17 protein-coding genes are annotated in these 18,768 nt (G+C 68.6%); 14 read left to right on the top strand and 3 right to left on the bottom strand.

Annotated elements, in window-relative coordinates; genetic code table 11:
• The first annotated feature begins 195 nt into the window (after positions 1 to 195).
• The 7 genes from ROTAS13_RS26920 to ROTAS13_RS00845 all read left to right on the top strand — a co-directional run bounded on the left by ROTAS13_RS26920 (position 196) and on the right by ROTAS13_RS00845 (position 6,338).
• Positions 196 to 348, top strand: a complete 153-nt coding sequence (locus ROTAS13_RS26920; RefSeq protein WP_155985211.1) for a hypothetical protein — start codon at positions 196 to 198, stop codon at positions 346 to 348.
• A gap of 3 nt (positions 349 to 351) precedes the next feature.
• Positions 352 to 2,283 (top strand): copper resistance system multicopper oxidase, encoded by a 1,932-nt coding sequence (locus tag ROTAS13_RS00875; protein ID WP_075821291.1) that lies wholly within the window; start codon positions 352 to 354, stop codon positions 2,281 to 2,283.
• 5 nt (positions 2,284 to 2,288) lie between these two features.
• Positions 2,289 to 3,047: a copper resistance protein B gene (locus tag ROTAS13_RS00870; protein ID WP_027297390.1), complete on the top strand. Its 759-nt coding sequence runs from the start codon at positions 2,289 to 2,291 to the stop codon at positions 3,045 to 3,047.
• Positions 3,048 to 3,281: 234 nt separating this feature from the next.
• On the top strand, positions 3,282 to 4,064 hold the full coding sequence (locus ROTAS13_RS00860; RefSeq protein WP_253187612.1) for a response regulator: 783 nt from the start codon (positions 3,282 to 3,284) through the stop codon (positions 4,062 to 4,064).
• Positions 4,061 to 5,296, top strand: coding sequence for an ATP-binding protein (locus ROTAS13_RS00855; RefSeq protein WP_075821288.1), 1,236 nt, complete (start codon positions 4,061 to 4,063; stop codon positions 5,294 to 5,296). Before ROTAS13_RS00860 ends, ROTAS13_RS00855 begins: the two co-directional genes overlap by 4 nt.
• Before the next feature lie 10 nt (positions 5,297 to 5,306).
• Complete coding sequence (locus tag ROTAS13_RS00850) at positions 5,307 to 5,780, top strand: DUF411 domain-containing protein (protein ID WP_253187611.1); 474 nt, start codon at positions 5,307 to 5,309, stop codon at positions 5,778 to 5,780.
• 180 nt (positions 5,781 to 5,960) lie between these two features.
• On the top strand, positions 5,961 to 6,338 hold the full coding sequence (locus ROTAS13_RS00845; RefSeq protein WP_075821286.1) for a hypothetical protein: 378 nt from the start codon (positions 5,961 to 5,963) through the stop codon (positions 6,336 to 6,338).
• A 54-nt stretch (positions 6,339 to 6,392) separates the two neighbouring features.
• Here ROTAS13_RS00845 and ROTAS13_RS00840 read toward each other — a convergent pair whose 3' ends face one another.
• Positions 6,393 to 6,593: a heavy-metal-associated domain-containing protein gene (locus tag ROTAS13_RS00840; RefSeq protein ID WP_075821285.1), complete on the bottom strand. Its 201-nt coding sequence runs from the start codon at positions 6,591 to 6,593 to the stop codon at positions 6,393 to 6,395.
• 158 nt (positions 6,594 to 6,751) lie between these two features.
• On the opposite strand from ROTAS13_RS00840, the gene ROTAS13_RS00835 reads away from it, so the two are divergent.
• The 7 genes from ROTAS13_RS00835 to ROTAS13_RS00800 all read left to right on the top strand — a co-directional run bounded on the left by ROTAS13_RS00835 (position 6,752) and on the right by ROTAS13_RS00800 (position 15,650).
• Positions 6,752 to 9,142: a heavy metal translocating P-type ATPase gene (locus ROTAS13_RS00835; protein ID WP_171979012.1), complete on the top strand. Its 2,391-nt coding sequence runs from the start codon at positions 6,752 to 6,754 to the stop codon at positions 9,140 to 9,142.
• A 192-nt stretch (positions 9,143 to 9,334) separates the two neighbouring features.
• Entirely contained in the window at positions 9,335 to 9,712 is a 378-nt protein-coding gene (locus ROTAS13_RS00830; RefSeq protein WP_075821284.1) for a copper resistance CopC family protein, read from the top strand.
• Positions 9,709 to 10,599, top strand: coding sequence for a copper resistance D family protein (locus tag ROTAS13_RS00825; protein WP_075821283.1), 891 nt, complete (start codon positions 9,709 to 9,711; stop codon positions 10,597 to 10,599). Before ROTAS13_RS00830 ends, ROTAS13_RS00825 begins: the two co-directional genes overlap by 4 nt.
• An 897-nt stretch (positions 10,600 to 11,496) precedes the next feature.
• Positions 11,497 to 11,829 carry a four-helix bundle copper-binding protein gene (locus ROTAS13_RS00815; RefSeq protein WP_075821281.1) on the top strand — a complete coding sequence of 111 codons (333 nt, stop codon included), beginning with the start codon at positions 11,497 to 11,499 and terminating at the stop codon, positions 11,827 to 11,829.
• A gap of 98 nt (positions 11,830 to 11,927) precedes the next feature.
• On the top strand, positions 11,928 to 13,427 hold the full coding sequence (locus ROTAS13_RS00810; protein ID WP_253187610.1) for a calcium-binding protein: 1,500 nt from the start codon (positions 11,928 to 11,930) through the stop codon (positions 13,425 to 13,427).
• A gap of 135 nt (positions 13,428 to 13,562) precedes the next feature.
• Complete coding sequence (locus ROTAS13_RS00805) at positions 13,563 to 14,048, top strand: DUF305 domain-containing protein (RefSeq protein ID WP_075821280.1); 486 nt, start codon at positions 13,563 to 13,565, stop codon at positions 14,046 to 14,048.
• Positions 14,049 to 14,381: 333 nt separating this feature from the next.
• Complete coding sequence (locus ROTAS13_RS00800; RefSeq protein WP_075821279.1) at positions 14,382 to 15,650, top strand: sodium:proton antiporter; 1,269 nt, start codon at positions 14,382 to 14,384, stop codon at positions 15,648 to 15,650.
• A 35-nt stretch (positions 15,651 to 15,685) separates the two neighbouring features.
• Here the strand turns inward: ROTAS13_RS00800 and ROTAS13_RS00795 are convergent, their stop codons facing one another.
• Together ROTAS13_RS00795 and nhaA are read right to left on the bottom strand one after the other, a co-directional pair.
• Positions 15,686 to 16,963 (bottom strand): DUF2254 domain-containing protein, encoded by a 1,278-nt coding sequence (locus ROTAS13_RS00795; RefSeq protein ID WP_027297342.1) that lies wholly within the window; start codon positions 16,961 to 16,963, stop codon positions 15,686 to 15,688.
• Positions 16,964 to 17,283: 320 nt separating this feature from the next.
• The gene (nhaA, locus tag ROTAS13_RS00790) at positions 17,284 to 18,510 is read right to left on the bottom strand and encodes a Na+/H+ antiporter NhaA (protein WP_051544318.1); all 1,227 of its coding nucleotides are present in this window, start codon (positions 18,508 to 18,510) and stop codon (positions 17,284 to 17,286) included.
• Between the last annotated feature and the right edge of the window lie 258 nt (positions 18,511 to 18,768).

Below are 18,768 nucleotides of genomic sequence, written 5' to 3'. Positions count from 1 at the left end.
ATCCCCCTGGTAGGGATATGGTCAATCGGCTAGGGTGCCGCCAGCCTCTCGGCGCACAGCGGATGGCGGATGGCTGAAATATCTTGTCACACTTGGGCAATCTCCGGCTCGTAGTTGGTGGACATCCTGGCCCCATCGACTTCGGCGGGCGAGCCGTTGACCCGCCCACGCTGTGTCCACCGGGGAAGCTCACGGATGCGCCTTGTCACCTCCATCGCGGCGGCCGCCATGGCCGTTGTCGCCGTCGCGGCGCAGACCCGGCCCGCGGCCTCGGCCCACCAAGCCTTTGGTGACCGCGGACGCGCTCAGGAGCAGGACCATGCCGCGCCGGTCGCGGCCAAGGATTGAACGATGACCAATGAAAAGCTCAGCAGGCGGCAGGCCCTCGGGCTCGGGGTCGCCGCCCTGGCCTTTCCCGCCGCCGCGCCCGACGCCCTGGCGCAGCCCGCCGTCGGGCGGGCGATGCCGCGCGAGTTCAACCTGACCCTGTCCCACGTGACGGCCAACATCACCGGGCGCCGCCGTCCGGCCATGGCCATCAACGGGCAGATCCCCGGCCCTGTCCTGCGCTTCCGCGAGGGCGAGGAAGTGGTGGTCAACGTGACCAACCAACTCCGCGAGCACACCTCGATCCACTGGCACGGCCTGATCCTGCCGAGCAGCCAGGATGGCGTGCCGGGCATCAGCGACGGCTTCCAGGGCATCGACGCGGGCGGGACGCACCAGTACCGCTTCCCGCTCGTGCAGGCTGGCACCTATTGGTACCACAGCCATTCGGGCGTGCAGGAGCAGTCCGGCATCTACGGCTCCATCGTCATCGACCCCGCGACGCCGGAGCCTTTCGGCTACGACCGCGACTACATCGTCCAGTTGTCGGACTGGACGGACGAGACGCCGAGCCACGTCATCGCCAACCTCAAGCGCGACCCCGGCTACTACAACTACAACAAGCGTACCCTGGCCAGCCTGGTCGGCGAGCTCCGCCGCGCGCCGGACGCCGCCGCGCGCTCGGCCATCGTCTCCGACCGCGTCATGTGGGGCGACATGCGGATGGACCCGACCGACATCGAGGATGTCGGCGGCTATACCTACCTGGTCAACGGCCACACCCCGGCGCAGAACTTCACCGGCGTGTTCCGGCCGGGCGAGACGGTGCGCCTACGCTTCATCAACAGCGGCGCCATGACGCATTTCGACGTGCGCATTCCCGGACTCGATATGACCGTGGTCCAGGCGCACGGCAACAACGTCCGCCCCGTCACTATCGATGAATTCCGCATCGCCCCGGCCGAGACCTTCGACGTGCTGGTCCGCCCGGGCGACGGCCGCCAGTACCAGGTGCTGGCGGAATCCATGGGGCGCCAGGGTTTCGCGCAGTTCAGCCTGGCCACCCGGGAGGGCCTGCCCGCCCTGCCCCTGCCGCAGCACCGCCCGCGCCCGGTCCTGACCATGGCCGACATGGGCATGAACTACGGGCCCAAGGGGCTGGACCGCGGAACCCCGATGCCGGAGGTGGACGCGCCCGGCCATGTCGCGCCGATGGACATGGGCGGCATGGACCACTCCGCCATGCAGATGCCCGCTGGAGGCTCCATGGGCACCCAGCAAGGGTCCGTGGGCGGCATGAACCATGGAAGCATGGCTGGCATGGATCACTCGGCAATGCAGATGCCCGCCGGAGGCCCGCAGGGCATGCAGCAGGGCTCCATGGCTGGCATGGACCACGGCAGCATGCCCAACATGAACAATGGCGCGGCGGGCGCCGGTGCAATGGCCGGAATGGACCATGGCGGCATGGCGATGCCGGACCCGCTGGTGAACGACGTCGGCGCCCCGCCGGGCGCCCGCGTGCTGTCCTACCGCGACCTGCGGGCCGCCAAGCCGCTCTACCCCGTGCGCGAGCCGACCCGCGTCATCGAGATCCGGCTGACCGGCAACATGGAGCGGTACTTCTGGTCCATCAACGGCAACAACTTCAGCCGGGCCCAGCCCATCCAACTCCATCTCGGCGAGCGGGCGCGCTTCCGCTTCGTCAACGAGACCATGATGAACCACCCGATGCACCTGCACGGCATGTGGATGATGCCGCAGGTCGGCAACGGGGCCGAGAACCCCTTGCTGCACACGGTCAACATCAAGCCCGGCTCGACGGTCGACGTGGACATCGAGGCCGACGCACCCGGCGGCTGGGCCTTCCACTGCCACATGCTCTACCACATGGAGACCGGGATGATGCGCAAGGTGTCCGTGGTTCCGGCGCGCCAGACGGCCTCGGCACGGTGATGGTCATGAAGATCAAGAGCGTCCTGACTGCTGCCGCTTCCCTGGCCGCCCTGACCTTGGGCATCCTCCAGGTCGCACCGGCGCATGCGCAGGCGATGCAGCACAGCACGGAGCCTCCGTTCAGCCATGAAGTGTTCACCGGCGCGGTACTGTTCGAGAAGCTCGAATACGGCTGGGGACTGGACGGCCCGAACATCGGCCGTTGGGACGGGCAGGCCTGGTATGGCGGCGACGTCAACCGCGTCTGGCTGAAGACCGAAGGCGAGACGGCGCGGAATGGCCGGGTGGAGGACGCCGAAGTCCAACTGCTCTACTCGCGCCTGATCGGCTACTACTGGGACTTCCAGGCCGGTGTCCGCTACGACATCCGCCCGCGCCCCGACCGCTTCTACGGCGTCATCGGCCTGCAGGGGCTGGCGCCCGGCATGTTCGAGGTCGACCTCCAGGGCTTCGTCAGCGAGAAGGGCGACCTCTCGGCGCGCGCCGAGATCTCCTACGACGCCTACATCACGCAGCGGCTGGTGCTCCAGCCCAACGTCGAGGCCAACTTCGCGCTCCAGAAGGTGCCCGAACGCGACATCGGCAGCGGCTTAAACGACGTCGAGGTCGGGCTGCGGCTGCGCTACGAGGTCACCCGCGAGGTGTCGCCCTACATTGGCGTCAGCTACGAGCGGAAGCTCGGCGACACCGCGCGCTACGCCCGCAACGAGGGTGAGGACGTGGGCGGCTGGGCCTTCCTGACCGGCGTCCGGCTGTTCTTCTGAGGCCCGCCCTGGTGCTCCGCACGACCCTCGCCGCGCCGCTGGGGATGGCCGCCGCCGCGGAGCCCTCGGCGACGGCACCCTTCGGCCGCTTCGGCGTTTACCCTATGCGGTGCACCTCCCCCACTGGGCCGGGCATGGCGGCCCTGGTCGTGGTGGGAGAGGTCGACATGAAAGAGTTCGCAGCCAAGGCTGCATCCACCTCTGGCCCGGCTCCTGAGGCGCGGGCGAAGCTGGGTGTCGTCGCCGGTGCCGCCGGTCAGTCCTGACGACGAGCGGGAGGCGCGGGCCGCCAGCCCGCTGCCCCCCGAGGCCCACGTCCTCGTCGTCGAGGACGACGGGGAGATGCGCACGCTCATCGCCAAGTTCCTGCGCCAGAACGGCTTCCGGGTGACCGGGGCGCGCAATGGCGCGGAGATGTGGGACACCATCTCGCTCGCGCCGGTCGACCTGGTGCTGCTCGACGTGATGCTGCCGGGCCAGTCGGGCCTCGACCTGTGCCGGATGCTCCGTGCCAAGTCGGAGGTGCCTATCATCATGGTGACGGCCCGCGGCGAGGAAGCGGATCGGGTGGTCGGCCTTGAGCTCGGTGCCGACGACTACCTCCCCAAGCCGTTCGGCCGCCCGGAACTCCTGGCCCGCATCCGGGCCGTGCTGCGGCGCGCCCAGGTCGGAGCCGCCCGCTCGGGGTTGGTCACTGGCAACCGCATGATGTTCGAGAACTGGGTGCTCGACACCCGTCGGCGCGAGCTCGCGGCGCCCGACGGCTCGGCGGTCGACCTATCCAGCGGCGAGTACGACCTGCTTCTGGCTTTCTGCGAGCATCCGCAGCGGGTGCTGACGCGCGACCAGTTGCTGGACCTTGCCCGCAACCGCATCTCAGAAAGCATCGATCGCTCGGTGGACGTGATGGTCAGCCGCCTCCGCCGCAAGCTGGAGCCGCTCCCGGACAGCCCTGCGATCATCAAGACCATCCGGGGTGCCGGGTACATGTTCGTACCCGCGGTGGCGCGCCAGTGAAGCGGCTGCTGCCGAGCACGCTGGCCGGACGCATCATTCTGGTGCTGCTGGTCGGCCTGATGGCCTTCCACGTCGGCAGCCTGTGGCTGCACCAGACGGGCAGCGACATCCTGTTGGGCAGCACCCAGCAGAAGGTCACCGGGGAACGGGTCGCCGCCGCAGCCCGCGCCGTCGGCATGGTGCCGCCGGACACGCGCGAGGCCGTGGCGCAGGCTCTGTCCTCGCCGGGATTCCAGGTGCGCTGGCAATCCGGCGCCACAGCGGGCGCAATCCCGGCCCAGGACCTTGCTGCCACCAGCCACCTCGAACCCGAAGGCGTCGTTGGCCTGCCGGAGGGTGGCCAGCTCTGGTACCACGCCGATCCTCTGCAGGCGCAGCCGGAGCACGCCACGCTGCTCTCCACCACGGCGATGGCGGTCGGCATCCTGGTGCTGGGGCTGCTGGTGGTGCGCCTCATCGCGCGGCCGCTGCGGGAGCTCTCCAACGCGGCCGACCGCATCGGCAGGCCGGGGCAGACGGTCACCGTTCCCGAGGAAGGGCCGAGGGAGGTTCAGCAGGCGGCGCAGGCATTCAACCGCATGCAGGCGCGCATCGACCGCCTCATCGCCGATCGGACACAGGCGCTGGCGGCCGTCAGCCACGATCTCCGGACCCCCCTGGCGCGCCTGCGCCTGCGCGCGGGCTTCCTGGACGACGCCGAGGCGCAGCGGCAGATCGATGCCGACCTCGACGAGATGGACGCCATGATCGGCTCCACCCTGGCCTACCTGCGGGGCGACGAGGAGGGTGAGGAGGTCCGGTCGGCCGACATCGCGGCGATGCTCCAGACGCTCTGCGGCGATGCCGAGGACATGGGCAGGACGGCGATCTACGAGGGCCCCTCCCAGGCCCGCCTGCTGTGCCGGGCCATCGCCCTCAAGCGCGCCTTCGCCAACGTCATCGACAACGCCGTGAAGTACGGCGCCTCCGTCCGGGTGGCGCTGGCCGACCTGGGAGGGGAACTCGTGGTCCACGTCGACGACGCGGGACCCGGGGTGCCCGAGGAGCAGTTGGAGAGCGTCTTCCAGCCCTTCTACCGCCTGGAGCAGTCCCGCAACCGTGGGACCGGCGGCTCCGGCCTGGGCCTGGCCATCGCGCGCCAGGCAATTGGCCGCCATGGCGGGTCTGTGACCCTCGAGAACCTCGCAGGTGGAGGCCTGCGGGCCAGCATCCGCCTGCCCAGGCCAGCCTAGGAGAATGACGATGCCTGCCTGGAGCACGCGCCGGAGCTTCACCCACGGCCTGATCGGCCTTGCCCTGCTGCCAGCGGCCTGCGGCGGCCCGCCCAAGGTGGAAGCCTGGCGGGACCGCACATGCGGCTGCTGCGGCGGCTGGGTCGAGCACCTGCGGGCCGAGGGCTTCGAAGTGAACGACAACCTCGTGGACGTCGTCGGACCGCATCGGCAGGCGCTCGGCACGCCGTCTGACCTGATCTCCTGCCACGCCGGGAAGGTCGGCCGCTACGCGCTCGAAGGCCACGTTCCGGCCGCCGCCATCCGGCGGCTGCTGAACGAGAAACCCAGAGGCGTCGCCGGACTTTCCGTGCCCGCTATGCCGGTCGGCGTGCCAGGCATGGAGATGCCGGGAGCGGAGTCCTCCACCTATGACGTCATCGCCTTCGGGCCTGACGGCGCCCGGCAGAGGTGGATGCGCTTCCGGGGGCTGGAGGCCGCGTGACCGGCCGCCGCGCCATCGCCATTCGCGACATGCCGCATGGAAGCATGTCGCCACCCCACGTGCCGCGAGGTGGGCCGGTCGCGGCCTGCGGTCCGAGACCCCGCCTCGCCGTGTCGTCGCTCCAGTCCGCCATGGCGGGCCGGGGCGCCTGCCGAACCCCTGCTACCTCAAGGAGGACACATGACCCACACTACACGGAAGGCGATCGGGAAGGTCGCGCTGGCTGCAACGCTGCTGCTGGGCCTCGCCGCCTGCGCTCAGCCCGGTGGCCCGCCCGCGGCGACCCCGACTTCGTCGCAGATGTCCCTGACCCCGGCGCCGAGCACTCCGCCGGGCTCGTCTGCCGCCACGGCCGCCACTGGCTCCCAGGGCAGCATGGGCTCAATGCCCGGCCACAACATGTCGGGCATGCAGGGCCAGAACATGGGCGGCATGGGCGGCATGAACATGCAGCAGATGATGCAGCACTGTCAGCAGATGCGGACCCAGGCTCAGCGGGGCGCCCTGTCCCCCGACATGCAGCAGATGATGCAGCACTGCCAGATGATGAACCACTGATCGCCGGGGCGGGGCGCCTTGGGGCGCCCCGTCACGCGGCGTCGGCCAGCGGCCTCAGGCGGCCGCCTGGTTGGCGTAGCCTGCCTCCTCGATGGCCGCGGCGAGCTCCGCCTGCGGCATGGAGGAGGTCACGGTCACCAGCCTGTTCTCGATGTCGGCGCTGAACCCGGCCGAGGCGTCCTTGGACCTGACGGCGCGCTCCACCTTCTTGGCGCAGCCGCCGCACTTCATGCCGGGAACGTCGAAGCGGTACATCGTGCTCTCCTCGCGAGTGACCGCGCCACAGGTGGGGCTTGCCCCTGTGGGAAGGTCAAGGCGCTGGCCTAATCCTTGCGGCGCCTTGACCTTCCCACACTGGGAATCTCCATCTCAGCCCAATGGAACGGCCACGGCGGCCGTAGGGAGTGCCGCAGATGGACGAGCGTCGTCACGATCACCACCATCACCATGGCCATCATCACGGCCATGACGCGCCACCGGCCCTGCATCCGGCCAACAACAACGCGCCCAAGGTCCACGACCCGGTCTGCGGGATGGAGGTTGACCCGGCCAGGACGCCGCACCACGCGCATCACGGCGGCGGCGCCTTCCACTTCTGCTCGACGGGCTGCAAGGGGAAGTTCGAGGCCGACCCGGGCAAGTACCTGAAGCCAAAGGCGGAAGCGGCGCCGACGGCGGCAGAGAAGGCCGCCATCTACACCTGCCCCATGCATCCGGAGATCCGGCAGCAGGGTCCGGGCAGCTGCCCCATCTGCGGCATGGCACTGGAACCGCTGGAAATCACCGCCGAAGCCGCTCCCAACGAGGAGCTCGCCGACATGACACGGCGGTTCTGGGTCGGCTTGGCGCTGACCCTGCCCATCTTTGTCCTCGAAATGGGCTCGCATATCCCTGGCCTTGGTATCCACCATCTGGTGCCGCCCAGGATGTCGGTATGGATCCAGTTCCTGCTCGGCACGCCGGTCGTGCTCTGGGCAGGCTGGCCCTTCTTTGTCCGCGGCTGGCAGTCGTTCAGGAACCGCAGCCTGAACATGTTTAGCCTCATCGCGCTCGGGACCGGCGCCGCCTACCTCTACAGCCTGGTTGCGACCTTCGCGCCCGGCGTGTTCCCCCAGGGCTTCCGCGGCATGGACGGCACCGTCGCCGTCTACTTCGAGGCGGCCGCCGTCATCACGGTGCTCGTCCTGCTCGGGCAGGTGCTGGAGCTCCGGGCTCGCGAGCAGACTGGCGGCGCCATCCGCGCCCTGCTGAACATGGCGCCCAAGACGGCGCGGCGCCTCAAGGACAATGGTGAGGACGAGGAAATCCCGCTGGCCGAGGTGCATGTGGGCGACCGGCTGCGGGTGCGGCCGGGCGAGAGCGTGCCGGTGGACGGCGAGGTGCTGGAGGGGAGCGGCGCCGTAGACGAGTCCATGGTCACCGGCGAATCCCTGCCAGTGGAGAAGGCGCCCGGCGCCAAGGTCATCGGCGGCACCGTGAACGGCACCGGTGCGCTGGTGATGCGGGCGGACAAGGTGGGCTCGGACACCATGCTGTCCCGCATCGTCGCCATGGTCGCCGAGGCGCAGCGCAGCCGGGCGCCCATCCAGCGCATGGCCGACACGGTGGCTGGCTGGTTCGTCCCGGCGGTCATCGCCGTGGCGGCGCTCGCCTTCGTAGCCTGGGCGGTCTGGGGTCCGAGCCCGGCGCTCTCCTACGGGTTGATCGCCGCCGTCTCGGTGCTGATCATCGCCTGCCCCTGCGCACTGGGCCTGGCCACGCCCATGAGCATCATGGTCGGCGTCGGCAAGGGAGCGTCCGCGGGCGTGCTCATCAAGAACGCCGAGGCGCTCGAGCACATGGAGAAGGTCGACACCCTGGTCGTGGACAAGACCGGCACCCTGACGGAGGGCAAGCCCAAGGTCGTGGCCGTGGTCCCGGCACCCGGCCTGACCGAAGCCGAGGTGCTGCCGCTGGCCGCCAGCCTGGAGCGGTCCAGCGAGCACCCGCTGGCGGCTGCCATCGTAGCCGCGGCTAAGGAACGTGGCGTGGCCTTCGTGGAACCGACCGACTTCGCCTCAGTCACCGGGAAGGGCGTGACCGGCACTGTGCAGGGGCGCCAGGTCGCGCTGGGCAACGCTGGGCTGATGCAGCAGCTTGGGGTGGACCTCGGCGACCTCTCTGGCAGGGCCGACGAGCTCCGGCGCGAGGGCGGCACGGCGCTTTTCCTGGCCGTGGACGGCAGACCGGGCGGCGTCATCGCCGTGGCCGATCCGGTCAAGCAGAGCACGCCCGCCGCGCTGGAGAGCCTGCGCGCCAGCGGCATCCACATCGTCATGCTGACGGGCGACAACCGCACGACTGCGGAGGCGGTGGCCCGCAGGCTCGGCATCGACGAGTTCCAGGGCGACGTGCTGCCCGAGGACAAGCACCGCATCGTCCGGGAACTCCGCGCCAAGGGCAAGGTCGTCGCCATGGCGGGCGACGGGGTGAACGACGCCCCGGCGCTGGCGGAGGCCGACGTCGGCATCGCCATGGGCACCGGGACCGACGTGGCCATGCAGAGCGCCGGTGTGACCCTGGTGAAGGGCGACCTAGCGGGCATCGCGCGGGCTCGGACGCTGTCGCACGCGACGATGAGGAACATCAGGCAGAACCTGTTCTTCGCTTTTGGCTACAACGTGCTCGGCATCCCGGTCGCCGCAGGGGTGCTCTACCCGTTCCTTGGCATCCTGCTCAGCCCGATTGTCGCCGCACTGGCCATGGGGCTGAGTTCGGTGTCCGTCATCGCCAACTCGCTGCGCCTGCGGAGGACGCGCATCTGACGGCAAGGTCATGGAGGGGTTCCGAGGCATCGCCTGCGGGCCTGCCCAGGATGTGCGGAGGCGGCAGTCGCCTGCGATCGCTGCAATAAATTGTCGAGAAATCCCGGATGCGGCGCGTCCACCGGCTGCTTAATGATGCGGTCGGACATTCGCCGGGTCGGCAGGCCGCGGCGAACACTGACAGGAGATCCCATGCTCTCTCGCTTCGCCTTCCTCCGCCACGGCGTCCTTGCCGCCGCTCTCGGCATCCTGGTTCCCGGCGCCGCCTCCGCGCACGCGATGCTGCACTCGTCGGACCCGGCCGACGGCGCGACGCTGAACGCGTCCCCGCGCACGCTCAACCTGGCCTTCACCGAGGACTGCCGCGTGACGGCGCTGCGCCTGCTCGACGAAGGCGGCCGGGAGCACCAGGTGCGCCGCGAGGGCGGCCGGGCAGCATCCAGCCAGGTGAGCGCCACACCGGCGGGACCTCTGCGTCCCGGGGCCTACCGGCTTGAGTGGCGTGCGATGGGTGACGACGGCCACGTCATGAGCGGGGCGGTGCGGTTCGCGGTGAACGCCGCCCGGTGATTCTCGAGCTGCTTGGGCCGGAGCCGGACCTGCTGCGCGCGCTCTCCGTGGCGCTGCGCATCGCCTACTACGTGTCCTGCCTCGGCGCGGCGGGCCTCGCCATCTTCGCCATGGGCTTTGGGCGCCTCCAGGAGGCCGGTGACGTCGCCGCATGCCGCCGCCTGACCATGGTTATCGTGGCGGCAGGACTGGGTTCGAGCCTTGCTTGGCTGACTGCCCAGGTGGCCTTGGCCTCGGACGGCGATCCGTTCGATGCCGAGATCTGGGACATGATGCTGGGTTCGCGTCCCGGCATCTCCGTGTTGGTCACCTGGGCGGGCCTGCTGGCTGTGGCGCTGGCAACCTGGGTCGGACGCGCGGCCCTGGTGCTCGGAGCCGCTGGCGTGCTGGCGGTCGCGGCGAGCTTCACCGAGGTCGGCCACACGACCCAGCACCAGCCGCGATGGCTGCTGGCCACGGCTTTGGTGCTCCACCTGCTCGCGGCGGCCTTCTGGGCGGGTAGCCTGTGGCCCCTCATGATCGCCTCCAGGCGGACTGGGCCGCAGGCCGCCAGCATGGTCGAGGGATGGGCGCGGGCAGCCTCGTGGATCGTCGGCGGCCTCGTCGTGGCCGGGGTGACGCTGGCGTGGCTGCTGGTCGGGCAACTGGACCTGCTTGTGACCACCGCCTACGGCTGGGCCCTGCTCACGAAGGTTGCGCTGGTCGGCGTCCTGCTGGGCTTCGCCGCCTGGCACCGCTTCCGGCTGACACCCGCTCTGGCGGCTGGCGAGCCGGGATCCGGCGCCCGCCTGGCGGTGTCCATCGGCTGGGAGATCGTCGTGATGGTCCTCGTCTTCTGGGCCGTCGCCGAGATGACCTCGACCAGTCCACGTCCCGAGGGAGTGTAGGCAGCGGCGGTCCGGTGCGGAGCGCTGGCCATGTCGGCGGGGCGCCCCGTGCCGTTGCTGGCGCCCGGCGCCGAGACGTTCGAGCCGCCGGGGTTGCCTGCAACGCGACAACTCGGCTGCTGCTACCGACGCACGGCATCCTGACCGGCAACGCCTGCGGTTGCCGCTTCGCCAGGGCATCCGAGAACAGGTTGAGCGGGGCCAGCGATGGTGCGGAAACGCCCGTCGCGCGGCGTTCTTCCCTCGCGTACAGGGAAACCATCCCCGGAGCGGGTGCTTACTGGCGGTAGGCTGGTGGGGTGATGATCCGATGCGCTCGATGGCAAGCGCGATCCGAGCGGTGTTTGCCCTGGTGCTCGCCATGTGCGTGCTCACCCTTGCAGTGCCCGCCGTGGCGCACGGCGTCATGCCCAACCGGTCCGCCATGACGGCCTCCACCAGGGCTACCACGCATGCCGCTCACGCGGCGCCCGCCACCCAGCATGCCCAGGTGTCTCGTCACGCCGTGAAAGCCGGGACGGCAGGCAGGAAGTGCTGCCCGAACTGCGACGGCGACGCTGTCCGGCCAGGCTGCTGCACCATCGGGCACTGCGGGAGCGGCGCTGCCCTCCTGCCGCCGTTCAGCCCGCAGGTCATGTTACTGGTCAGCGGCAGCGAGTTCTTCGCCATGCCGCCACTTCGAGTCGCTGGCATCTTCTCCGAGCTTCCTTCCCCACCACCCCGATAAGGCGTGCTGAGCGTCACCGCAGAGCCCCTGGGCCTGCGGCGGGCGGCGCATTGGCCGAGCCTCCGTCAAACGGGGCGCCCGCAGCCATGACCGTCATCGCAACGGGCAATCGACCTGCCGCGCAGGCTGGTGAGCCCTGCTTCAAACACGTCATTCGCTGGAGAAGAAGAATGCACCAGATGTCCGATGCCATGCGGGCCTGCATCGAGGAATGCCTGCGCTGCCATTCCACCTGCCTGGGCATGGCCATGAACCACTGCCTGGAAGCGGGCGGCAAGCACGTGGAGCCGCAACACTTCAGGCTGATGATGGCCTGCGCCACCATCTGCCGGACCTCGGCCGACATGATGCTGATCGGCACGCCCCACCACAAGCACACCTGCGCCGAGTGCGCCGAGATCTGCGAGGAGTGCGCCAAAAGCTGCGAGGCCGTGGGTGGCATGGAGGACTGCGTCGCGCAGTGCCGCAAGTGCGCCGCGTCCTGCCGCAAGATGAGCGCCTGAGGCCGAGACAAGGACCGGACAGCGGGTCTGGTCCTTGTCACCTCCACCGGAAGCAGACGCTTCCTGCACAGATCAAAACGTTCTGACGGAGCTTCGGCATGAGCCAGAATCAGCATCTCAGCAGCCTGCTCACGAACCTTACAGACCGGCTGGCTGACACCCTGCACGGCGCGCTGGGCGGGCTTCACTTCGATTTCGAGGCCGGTGGCCACGTCCACAACGTCACCTTCGGCGGTGAGAGCGCCGACACCTTGGGCGGCACCGACGGCGCCGAGTTCACCTGGGGCCTTGAAGGCGACGACCGCATTGGCGGAGGCGGCATGGACGATGTCCTCCACGGCGGCGCGGGCGCCGACGTGGTCTCCGGCAACATGGGCGACGATGAGGTCGAAGGTGGCGAGGGCAATGACACCCTTTACGGCGGCTCGGGCGCCGACACGCTGCGCGGCGGCCCCGGGAACGACTATCTCAACGAGGGCGAGGGCCACAGCACCGTCGACGGCGGCATGGGCGACGACACCCTGGTTGGCGGCGGCGGCCCGGATGCTTTCATGATCGGCCGGATGAGCGGCCACGACGTCATCAAGGACTTCACCGCCGGTCCCGGCATGTTCGATCACCTGGCGGTCATGGACGGCCTCCAGTGGACAGACCTCGCTTTTACGGACACCGCGAATGGGGTCCAGGTCAGTTGGGACGGGGGTTCAGTCCTGCTGGAAAGCGTCTTCAAGGCGGACCTGGCGCAGGACGACTTCATGTTCGGCGACGCGGCCGACCTGCCTCCCGGCCTGCGGGTGCCTGACGGCCCAGCCGACGAGGCGTCGACGCCCAGCGTCGCGGGCCCCGAGGTATCCGGTGAGCCGCAGGCCGGTGCCATCTTCGACCTTCTGGCCGACCACGCCTTGGGTAACCGCACCCTGGGCTTCGACATCGAGGGGAACGCCGTCCTCCGCGGCACCACTGGTGCCGATGCCCTGACGGGGTCGTCGGAATCGGACACGGTCTTTGGGCTGGCTGGGGACGACACCATCTCGGGCCTGGCTGGCGACGACCATCTCCAGGGTGACGATGGCCGTGACACCATGGCGGGCGGCGACGGCATGGACCGCCTGGTGGGTGAGGCTGGCGACGACAGGCTCTTCGGCGGGGCGGAGTCCGACGAGCTCATGGGGGGCGCCGGGAACGACTACCTCGACGAAGGTGCCGCGCACGGCATGCTGAACGGTGGCATGGGCAACGACACTCTGGTCGGCGGGACTGGCGCCGACGCCTTCATGGTGTCGATGGACAGCGGCCACGACGTGGTCCTGGACTTCGAGGCGACCGGCGATGCCCAGGGCGCCTTCGACCACATCGCCTTCATGGAGGGCATCCAGCCCGCGGATGTCGTGGTCCAGGACACGGCCGAGGGCGCCCTGGTCGGCTGGGGCATGGGCGAGGATGGCACCTTCGCGGGTTCCATCCTCCTCGAGGACATCGCCAAGGACGACCTGCGTCAGAGCGACTTCATGTTCGCCGAGGCACCAGGCTTCGTGGAGGGCATCGGCGACTTCGGCTCCTGGTACGTCTTCCCGGAGAGCGGCGGCGTAATTGCCTGACCTGCGCGGGCGGCGGCCCAGCAGGGCTGGCTCCCTCAACGCGACCGATGCCTGCGGGCGTCGGCCGCCCCCATCGAAAACTCCGAGGCTCGTTGGGTCTCAGCCCCATCGGTCCTGGAAGAGAGGCACTTCGCCATGAGCTACGCACGTTTCGGCTTGATGATCCTGGTGTCGACCGTGGTCATGTTCGGCCTGATGTACCTGAACACCTATGCCCTGGAGCACGTCTTCTACAGCCAGACTCGGACCTGGATGGCCCTCGTCATGGGGGCGACCATGGCCATCATCATGCTGCTGTTCATGCTCGGCATGTACCGGAACCGGACCGCCAACATGGCCATTCTCGTGGCCAGCGTCCTGGCGTTTGCAGGGTCGCTGTGGCTGGTCAGGAGCCAGCAGACGGTGGGCGACGTGGCCTACATGAAGGCAATGATTCCACACCACTCCATTGCCATCATGACCAGCGAGAGAGCGCAGATCCGAGAACCACGTGTGCGGCAACTGGCCGACAGCATCATAGAGGCCCAGGTTCGTGAGATTGCCGAGATGAAGCAGTTGATTACCGAGTTGGAGGCCAACCCTCCAGCCTCGTCGGCGCCGGTGCTCCAGCCCTCGCGCTGATAGCAGCGAGACAGTCCGCTGCCCACCAGGGCGGCATGCTCCGGCATCCATTGTGGCACCCTCCCGCGATGGATGCCCGTTTGGTATGGGCGCCTTGCCGGGGAGCAAACAATCAGCTTGGCGCTAGACATGGCCGCGGCAGCCTCGCGTCCATTCCGGATGCTGGTCGCGCCGTCGACTTTGCGCAGAAGCGAACTCATTCTTCTCCTGCTCCAGCCGGGAAGTGTCGTGCCAGTTCGACTTGGGAGGCGTTAACCAATGCGCTTTCCCGGTGCCCAATCGAGAGGGCCCTCACGCAAACGGCGATCCTCATGTGTCCAAGAGGAACAAGCATTGACCTCCATCCTCGACATCGCCGCACTCCTGCTCACACTTTCGGCTCTCTTTGGCTGGCTGAACCGCCGCATCGTACGGCTGCCGCACTCGATTGGACTACTGGTGATGGGGTTGGCCGCCTCCCTGCTGCTCGTCCTGCTCGACCTCGCAGTGCCGGACCAGCACATTTACGAGGATCTCACCGGAGCCCTGCGGCAGGTCGACTTCACCGGCATCGTGATGGACGGCATGCTGGCCTTCCTGCTGTTCGCAGGCGCCCTTGAGCTCGACCTTGGCGCCCTGCGGAACCGTGCGTGGCCCGTGGTCACCCTTGCGCTGGTCGGAACCGTCATCTCGACGGCGGTGGTCGGCCTGGCTTTCTGGGCTGTCATGCAGGCCATCGGGCAGCCGCTGTCACTGGCCTGGGCGCTGGTCTTCGGCGCCTTGATCAGCCCCACCGACCCGGTCGCAGTATTAGCGACGCTCAAGAACGTCAAGGTGCCGCCTGAACTCGAGATCGAGGTGCAGGGCGAAGCCTTGTTCAACGACGGCGTGGGGCTGGTGCTGTTCACGCTGCTGCTTGGATACGCTGTGGGATCGGGCGGCGAGGCCAGCATCGGCTTGGTCGCGCACCACTTGGTCTGGGAAGCAGGCGGTGGCCTGGCCCTCGGCGCCTGCACCGGCTTTGTAGCCTACCGCGCCATGCGCGCTATCGACGACTTCCCGGTGGAGGTGCTGATCACTTTGGCGCTGGTGACGGGCACCTACGCCCTGGCGGACAGGTTCGGCATGAGCGGGCCCCTCTCGGTGGTCGCGGCGGGCATGGTCATCGGCGACAGGGGCGTGCGGTATGCCATGAGCGACCGCACGCAGTCCTACGTCTCGGCCCTCTGGACCCTGATCGACGAGGTTCTGAACTCGGTGCTCTTCCTGCTGATCGGCCTCGAGGTACTCGTGCTGCGCTTCGAGCCTACCGCGCTGACCGTCGCGGCGGCCGCAGTGCCGATCGTTCTTGTCGCCCGCCTCATTGCCATATCGGCCCCACTGCTCCTGTTCCCCTGGTCGGGGCGCCTGTCGGCGCGGAACATCCCCTTCCTGACCTGGGCGGGGGTCCACGGGGGCATCTCTGTGGCCCTCGCGCTGTCGCTGCCCAATGTTCCGGAGAAGGCGACGATCCTCACCGCGACTTACGCGGTGGTGCTGTTCTCGATCATCGTGCAAGGCTCCACGCTTGGCTTGGTCGCGCGAAACACCCTGCTCGGTCGCAAGGGCGAAGATCCTGGGTGAGCCGGATGGTCGTCGCCTTACCGCCCCTGGGTCAATCAGGAGCTCCGCGGCAGGGCGGCGAAGCGCGCCTCGAGGTCCTCCACCGCAGCCTGCTCGCCCAGGTTCTGCCGCCCCGCGGCGAAAACAAGGTCTGCGTGACGGCGCAACGCGGCGCCGCGCTCCAGCGCTTGCTCCACCGCCAGCACGGCGCCGAGGACCTCCATGAGGCGGAGGAGCACGGCGGCCGAGCCAGCGCCGTTCTGCCGGATCATGTGGAACATGGCGTCGAGCAGCCCGTCGTAGTCCACCGCGCGCCGGAACAGAACGGCGCGCCCGTCGCGGAGCACGGCCGCGCCCGGCAGGTGCCTGTCGGTCATGCCGCAGAGCACGTCGCCAAATCGGTCCAGCACCGCCATGGCTGTGAACGGGTCGTTGATGCCAGGCGAGAGGGCGCGGACCGCGACCTCGGCGAGCTGGCGCACGGCGAACTCCAGGTCCTGCGCCGCCGCCCGCCGGTCGCCGAGGCTCATGGCTTCGCGCACCCTCCCCACCGCCTCCTTGGCCAGGGCCGGTGGCGACACCGTGGCCACGGCTACGCCTGTGAAGACGTAATCGCCCGGTCGCACGAGCAGGTTCAGGGTCGCATTATGCTCTGCCGCCCAGCCCGCGAGCCCTTCCTCGTCGAGAGCCCGGAGGTATCCACCTTCCTTTGCTGTGATGGCTCGCCCCTCCGGGGCAGGGCCGATCGGCCCCGGATCCGGCTGGTCGAGGGTCAGCCGGGCAACTGCATCCCGCAGTTCCGCGTGGACCGTGCCGATCACGGTCTCGACGTTGATGCCGGAGGCGATGTGATGGACGAACCAGGTGAGCGTGCCGACGCAGAGCAGGGCAAGGACAAGGGCGCCGGTGACCCCGAGATGAGGCACGAAGGCCCCTTCCTCCACAGAGCGCACGGTCCGCAGCACGACCAAGGCGTAGACGAAGGTGCCGAGGAACACGCCCAGGGCAACCTGGTTCCCCGCGTCGCGGACGAAGTTCCGCAGGAGCCGCGGCCCCATCTGACCGGAGGCGAGGGAGAGCGCGGCCACGGTGATGGAAAAGGTGGTGCCTGCGACGCCGATGGTGGAGGTGGCGATGGCGCCCAGGAGGGCCCGGGCGCCCGCCTCGCCGCCAGCGTAAAGCCAGCCTGCGGGAAGAAGGGATCGGGTCCAGTCCCACTGCTCGGTCCAGACCGCCCCCTCGCCCAGGATAAGGCCGAGCAGGACAAGGATCGCCGGACGCAGCCAGAAGGCGTCGCCGAGTGCCTCCAGCCGCTCGCGCAAGGCAGTGCTCACGCAGCGTCCAAACGGGCTTCCGGCCTTGACGTAACCTGCCGCGCCTCTCTCTGCGCTGCGGTGCGGGCGAGCGCGCTGTTCGTCTCGTCAGCGAACATTTGCTGACGCTCCCGGCGCCACCGAGGGTCGCGCTGTATTTTGGCGGACTCGTCGGGCGAGGGCCACCACTGCCGTCGCCCCAACTACCCGTAGCGATGTGTTCACCGTGCTGTCCTTTCTCGGCGATCCCTCTGGAAGCGAAGCTCTCGGGACCAAGCAGAGGCGACGTTTCGATCAGCATCACCCGCGATGTTCAAGGCGAAGTCAGCGGACGCTGATTTTCAGGCGACCGTACCCCTCTCGGTAGGTGCTCTTTGGACCCGCCGTGATGGTGTTCCTGGCCAGTCCTGTGGCGCTACGCGGAGCAGTGCATAGCCAAGCAAGCCAGACAGGAAGGAGCCCGCGAGAATGCCGACTTTGGCCTCCGCCTGGAGGAGCGGGTCACCGGGGAAGGCGAGAAGGGTGATGAACAGGCTCATGGTGAAGCCAATGCCGCAGAGCAGCGCCGTCCCCACCATCTGTAGCCGTCCAGCGTAAGCTGGCATGTCGGCGAGCCCGAGGCGGATGGCCAACAGGGTGAAGCCCAGAACACCCACTACCTTGCCAACCAGCAATCCAAGCCCGACGCCAATTGTGACCGGCGCCGCCAGAGCCTCCGCGGGTAAGCCGAGGAAGGAGACGCCTGCATTGGCCAGTCCGAAGATGGGGACAATTATGAAGCCGACGGGTAGGTGCAGGGCGTGCTCCAGCCGATGAAGCGGGCTGCCACGCTCGGCATCCGGGCGTCCTGGAGTGCCCTGCAAAGGGATGGTGAAGGCGAGAACCACGCCCGCGAGCGTGGCGTGGATGCCGGAGCGCAGCACGAGCACCCAGAGCAGCAGCCCCAGGAGGAGGTATGGCGTGAGGCGGCGCACGCCGAGCCGGTTCATCGCGACCAGCACGACCACTACGGCGGCGGCACCTGCCAAGTCGGGCAGCGAGATGCCCGCCGTGTAGAACAGCGCGATGATGACCACTGCGCCGAGGTCGTCGATGATGGCCAAGGCCGTCAGGAAGATCCGCAGCGAGGCCGGAACCCGCTTGCCGAGTAAGGAGATGACGCCGAGGGCGAAGGCGATGTCGGTGGCAGCCGGGATAGCCCAGCCCTGAGCCGTAGGCCCGGAGTTGAAGGCCAGGTACACCAGCGCAGGCACCGCCATGCCTCCGGCGGCGGCAATGCCTGGCAAGGCGCGGCGTGACCATGTGGAGAGTTGGCCATCCAGCACCTCTCGCTTGATCTCGAGGCCGACGAGCAGGAAGAACACGGCCATCAAGCCGTCGTTGATCCAGTGGCCTAGGGACAGTGGCCCGACATAGGCGTGCAGCAGGGCCTCGTAGCCCGGCCCCAGCGGCGAATTGGCGATCAGCAGCGCCAGGGCAGCGGCGGCCATCAGCACCAGTCCCGCGGAAGACTGGCCATCGAGAAAACGGCGCAAGGCACTTGGTTGGGCGTGGTAGTGCTGAGCCATGAGTGGGCCTCCAGGCATTGGTCTGCGCCGCTGGCGGCCCGACCAACGCTGAAACCCTGCCCACTCAGTATCTGGAGCGAACACCCGGGCGTTCTATCGCATCGGACACAACAAGCTGCAACGGCCTGACTGGCTGTCAATCGGCACTGAATTGGGACCCCAGATCGGCACGCAAAAGGGACCCTCTTGTGAGGTGTGTTGAGGGGGCGTTCAGGCGCGGTTCTTGAATCGCCAACTATCGTTGCCGGTCTCGACGAT

The sequence above is a fragment of the Roseomonas sp. TAS13 genome (assembly GCF_001950415.1).
Lineage (GTDB): Bacteria > Pseudomonadota > Alphaproteobacteria > Acetobacterales > Acetobacteraceae > Roseomonas > Roseomonas mucosa.
The sequence above is the reverse complement of the archived record's forward strand: the minus strand, read 5'-3'. Positions and strand labels throughout refer to the sequence as shown.

Excerpts from the sequence above, each read along its gene's own strand:
- ROTAS13_RS00845 (WP_075821286.1), top strand. The coding sequence starts at position 5,961 with ATGACCCACACTACACGGAAGGCGATCGGGAAGGTCGCGCTGGCTGCA.
- ROTAS13_RS00835 (WP_171979012.1), top strand. The coding sequence starts at position 6,752 with ATGGACGAGCGTCGTCACGATCACCACCATCACCATGGCCATCATCAC.
- ROTAS13_RS00815 (WP_075821281.1), top strand. The coding sequence starts at position 11,497 with ATGCACCAGATGTCCGATGCCATGCGGGCCTGCATCGAGGAATGCCTG.
- ROTAS13_RS00875 (WP_075821291.1), top strand. The coding sequence starts at position 352 with ATGACCAATGAAAAGCTCAGCAGGCGGCAGGCCCTCGGGCTCGGGGTC.
- ROTAS13_RS00830 (WP_075821284.1), top strand. The coding sequence starts at position 9,335 with ATGCTCTCTCGCTTCGCCTTCCTCCGCCACGGCGTCCTTGCCGCCGCT.
- ROTAS13_RS00840 (WP_075821285.1), bottom strand. The coding sequence starts at position 6,593 with ATGTACCGCTTCGACGTTCCCGGCATGAAGTGCGGCGGCTGCGCCAAG.
- ROTAS13_RS00805 (WP_075821280.1), top strand. The coding sequence starts at position 13,563 with ATGAGCTACGCACGTTTCGGCTTGATGATCCTGGTGTCGACCGTGGTC.
- ROTAS13_RS00810 (WP_253187610.1), top strand. The coding sequence starts at position 11,928 with ATGAGCCAGAATCAGCATCTCAGCAGCCTGCTCACGAACCTTACAGAC.
- ROTAS13_RS00870 (WP_027297390.1), top strand. The coding sequence starts at position 2,289 with ATGAAGATCAAGAGCGTCCTGACTGCTGCCGCTTCCCTGGCCGCCCTG.
- ROTAS13_RS26920 (WP_155985211.1), top strand. The coding sequence starts at position 196 with ATGCGCCTTGTCACCTCCATCGCGGCGGCCGCCATGGCCGTTGTCGCC.
- nhaA (WP_051544318.1), bottom strand. The coding sequence starts at position 18,510 with ATGGCTCAGCACTACCACGCCCAACCAAGTGCCTTGCGCCGTTTTCTC.
- ROTAS13_RS00850 (WP_253187611.1), top strand. The coding sequence starts at position 5,307 with ATGCCTGCCTGGAGCACGCGCCGGAGCTTCACCCACGGCCTGATCGGC.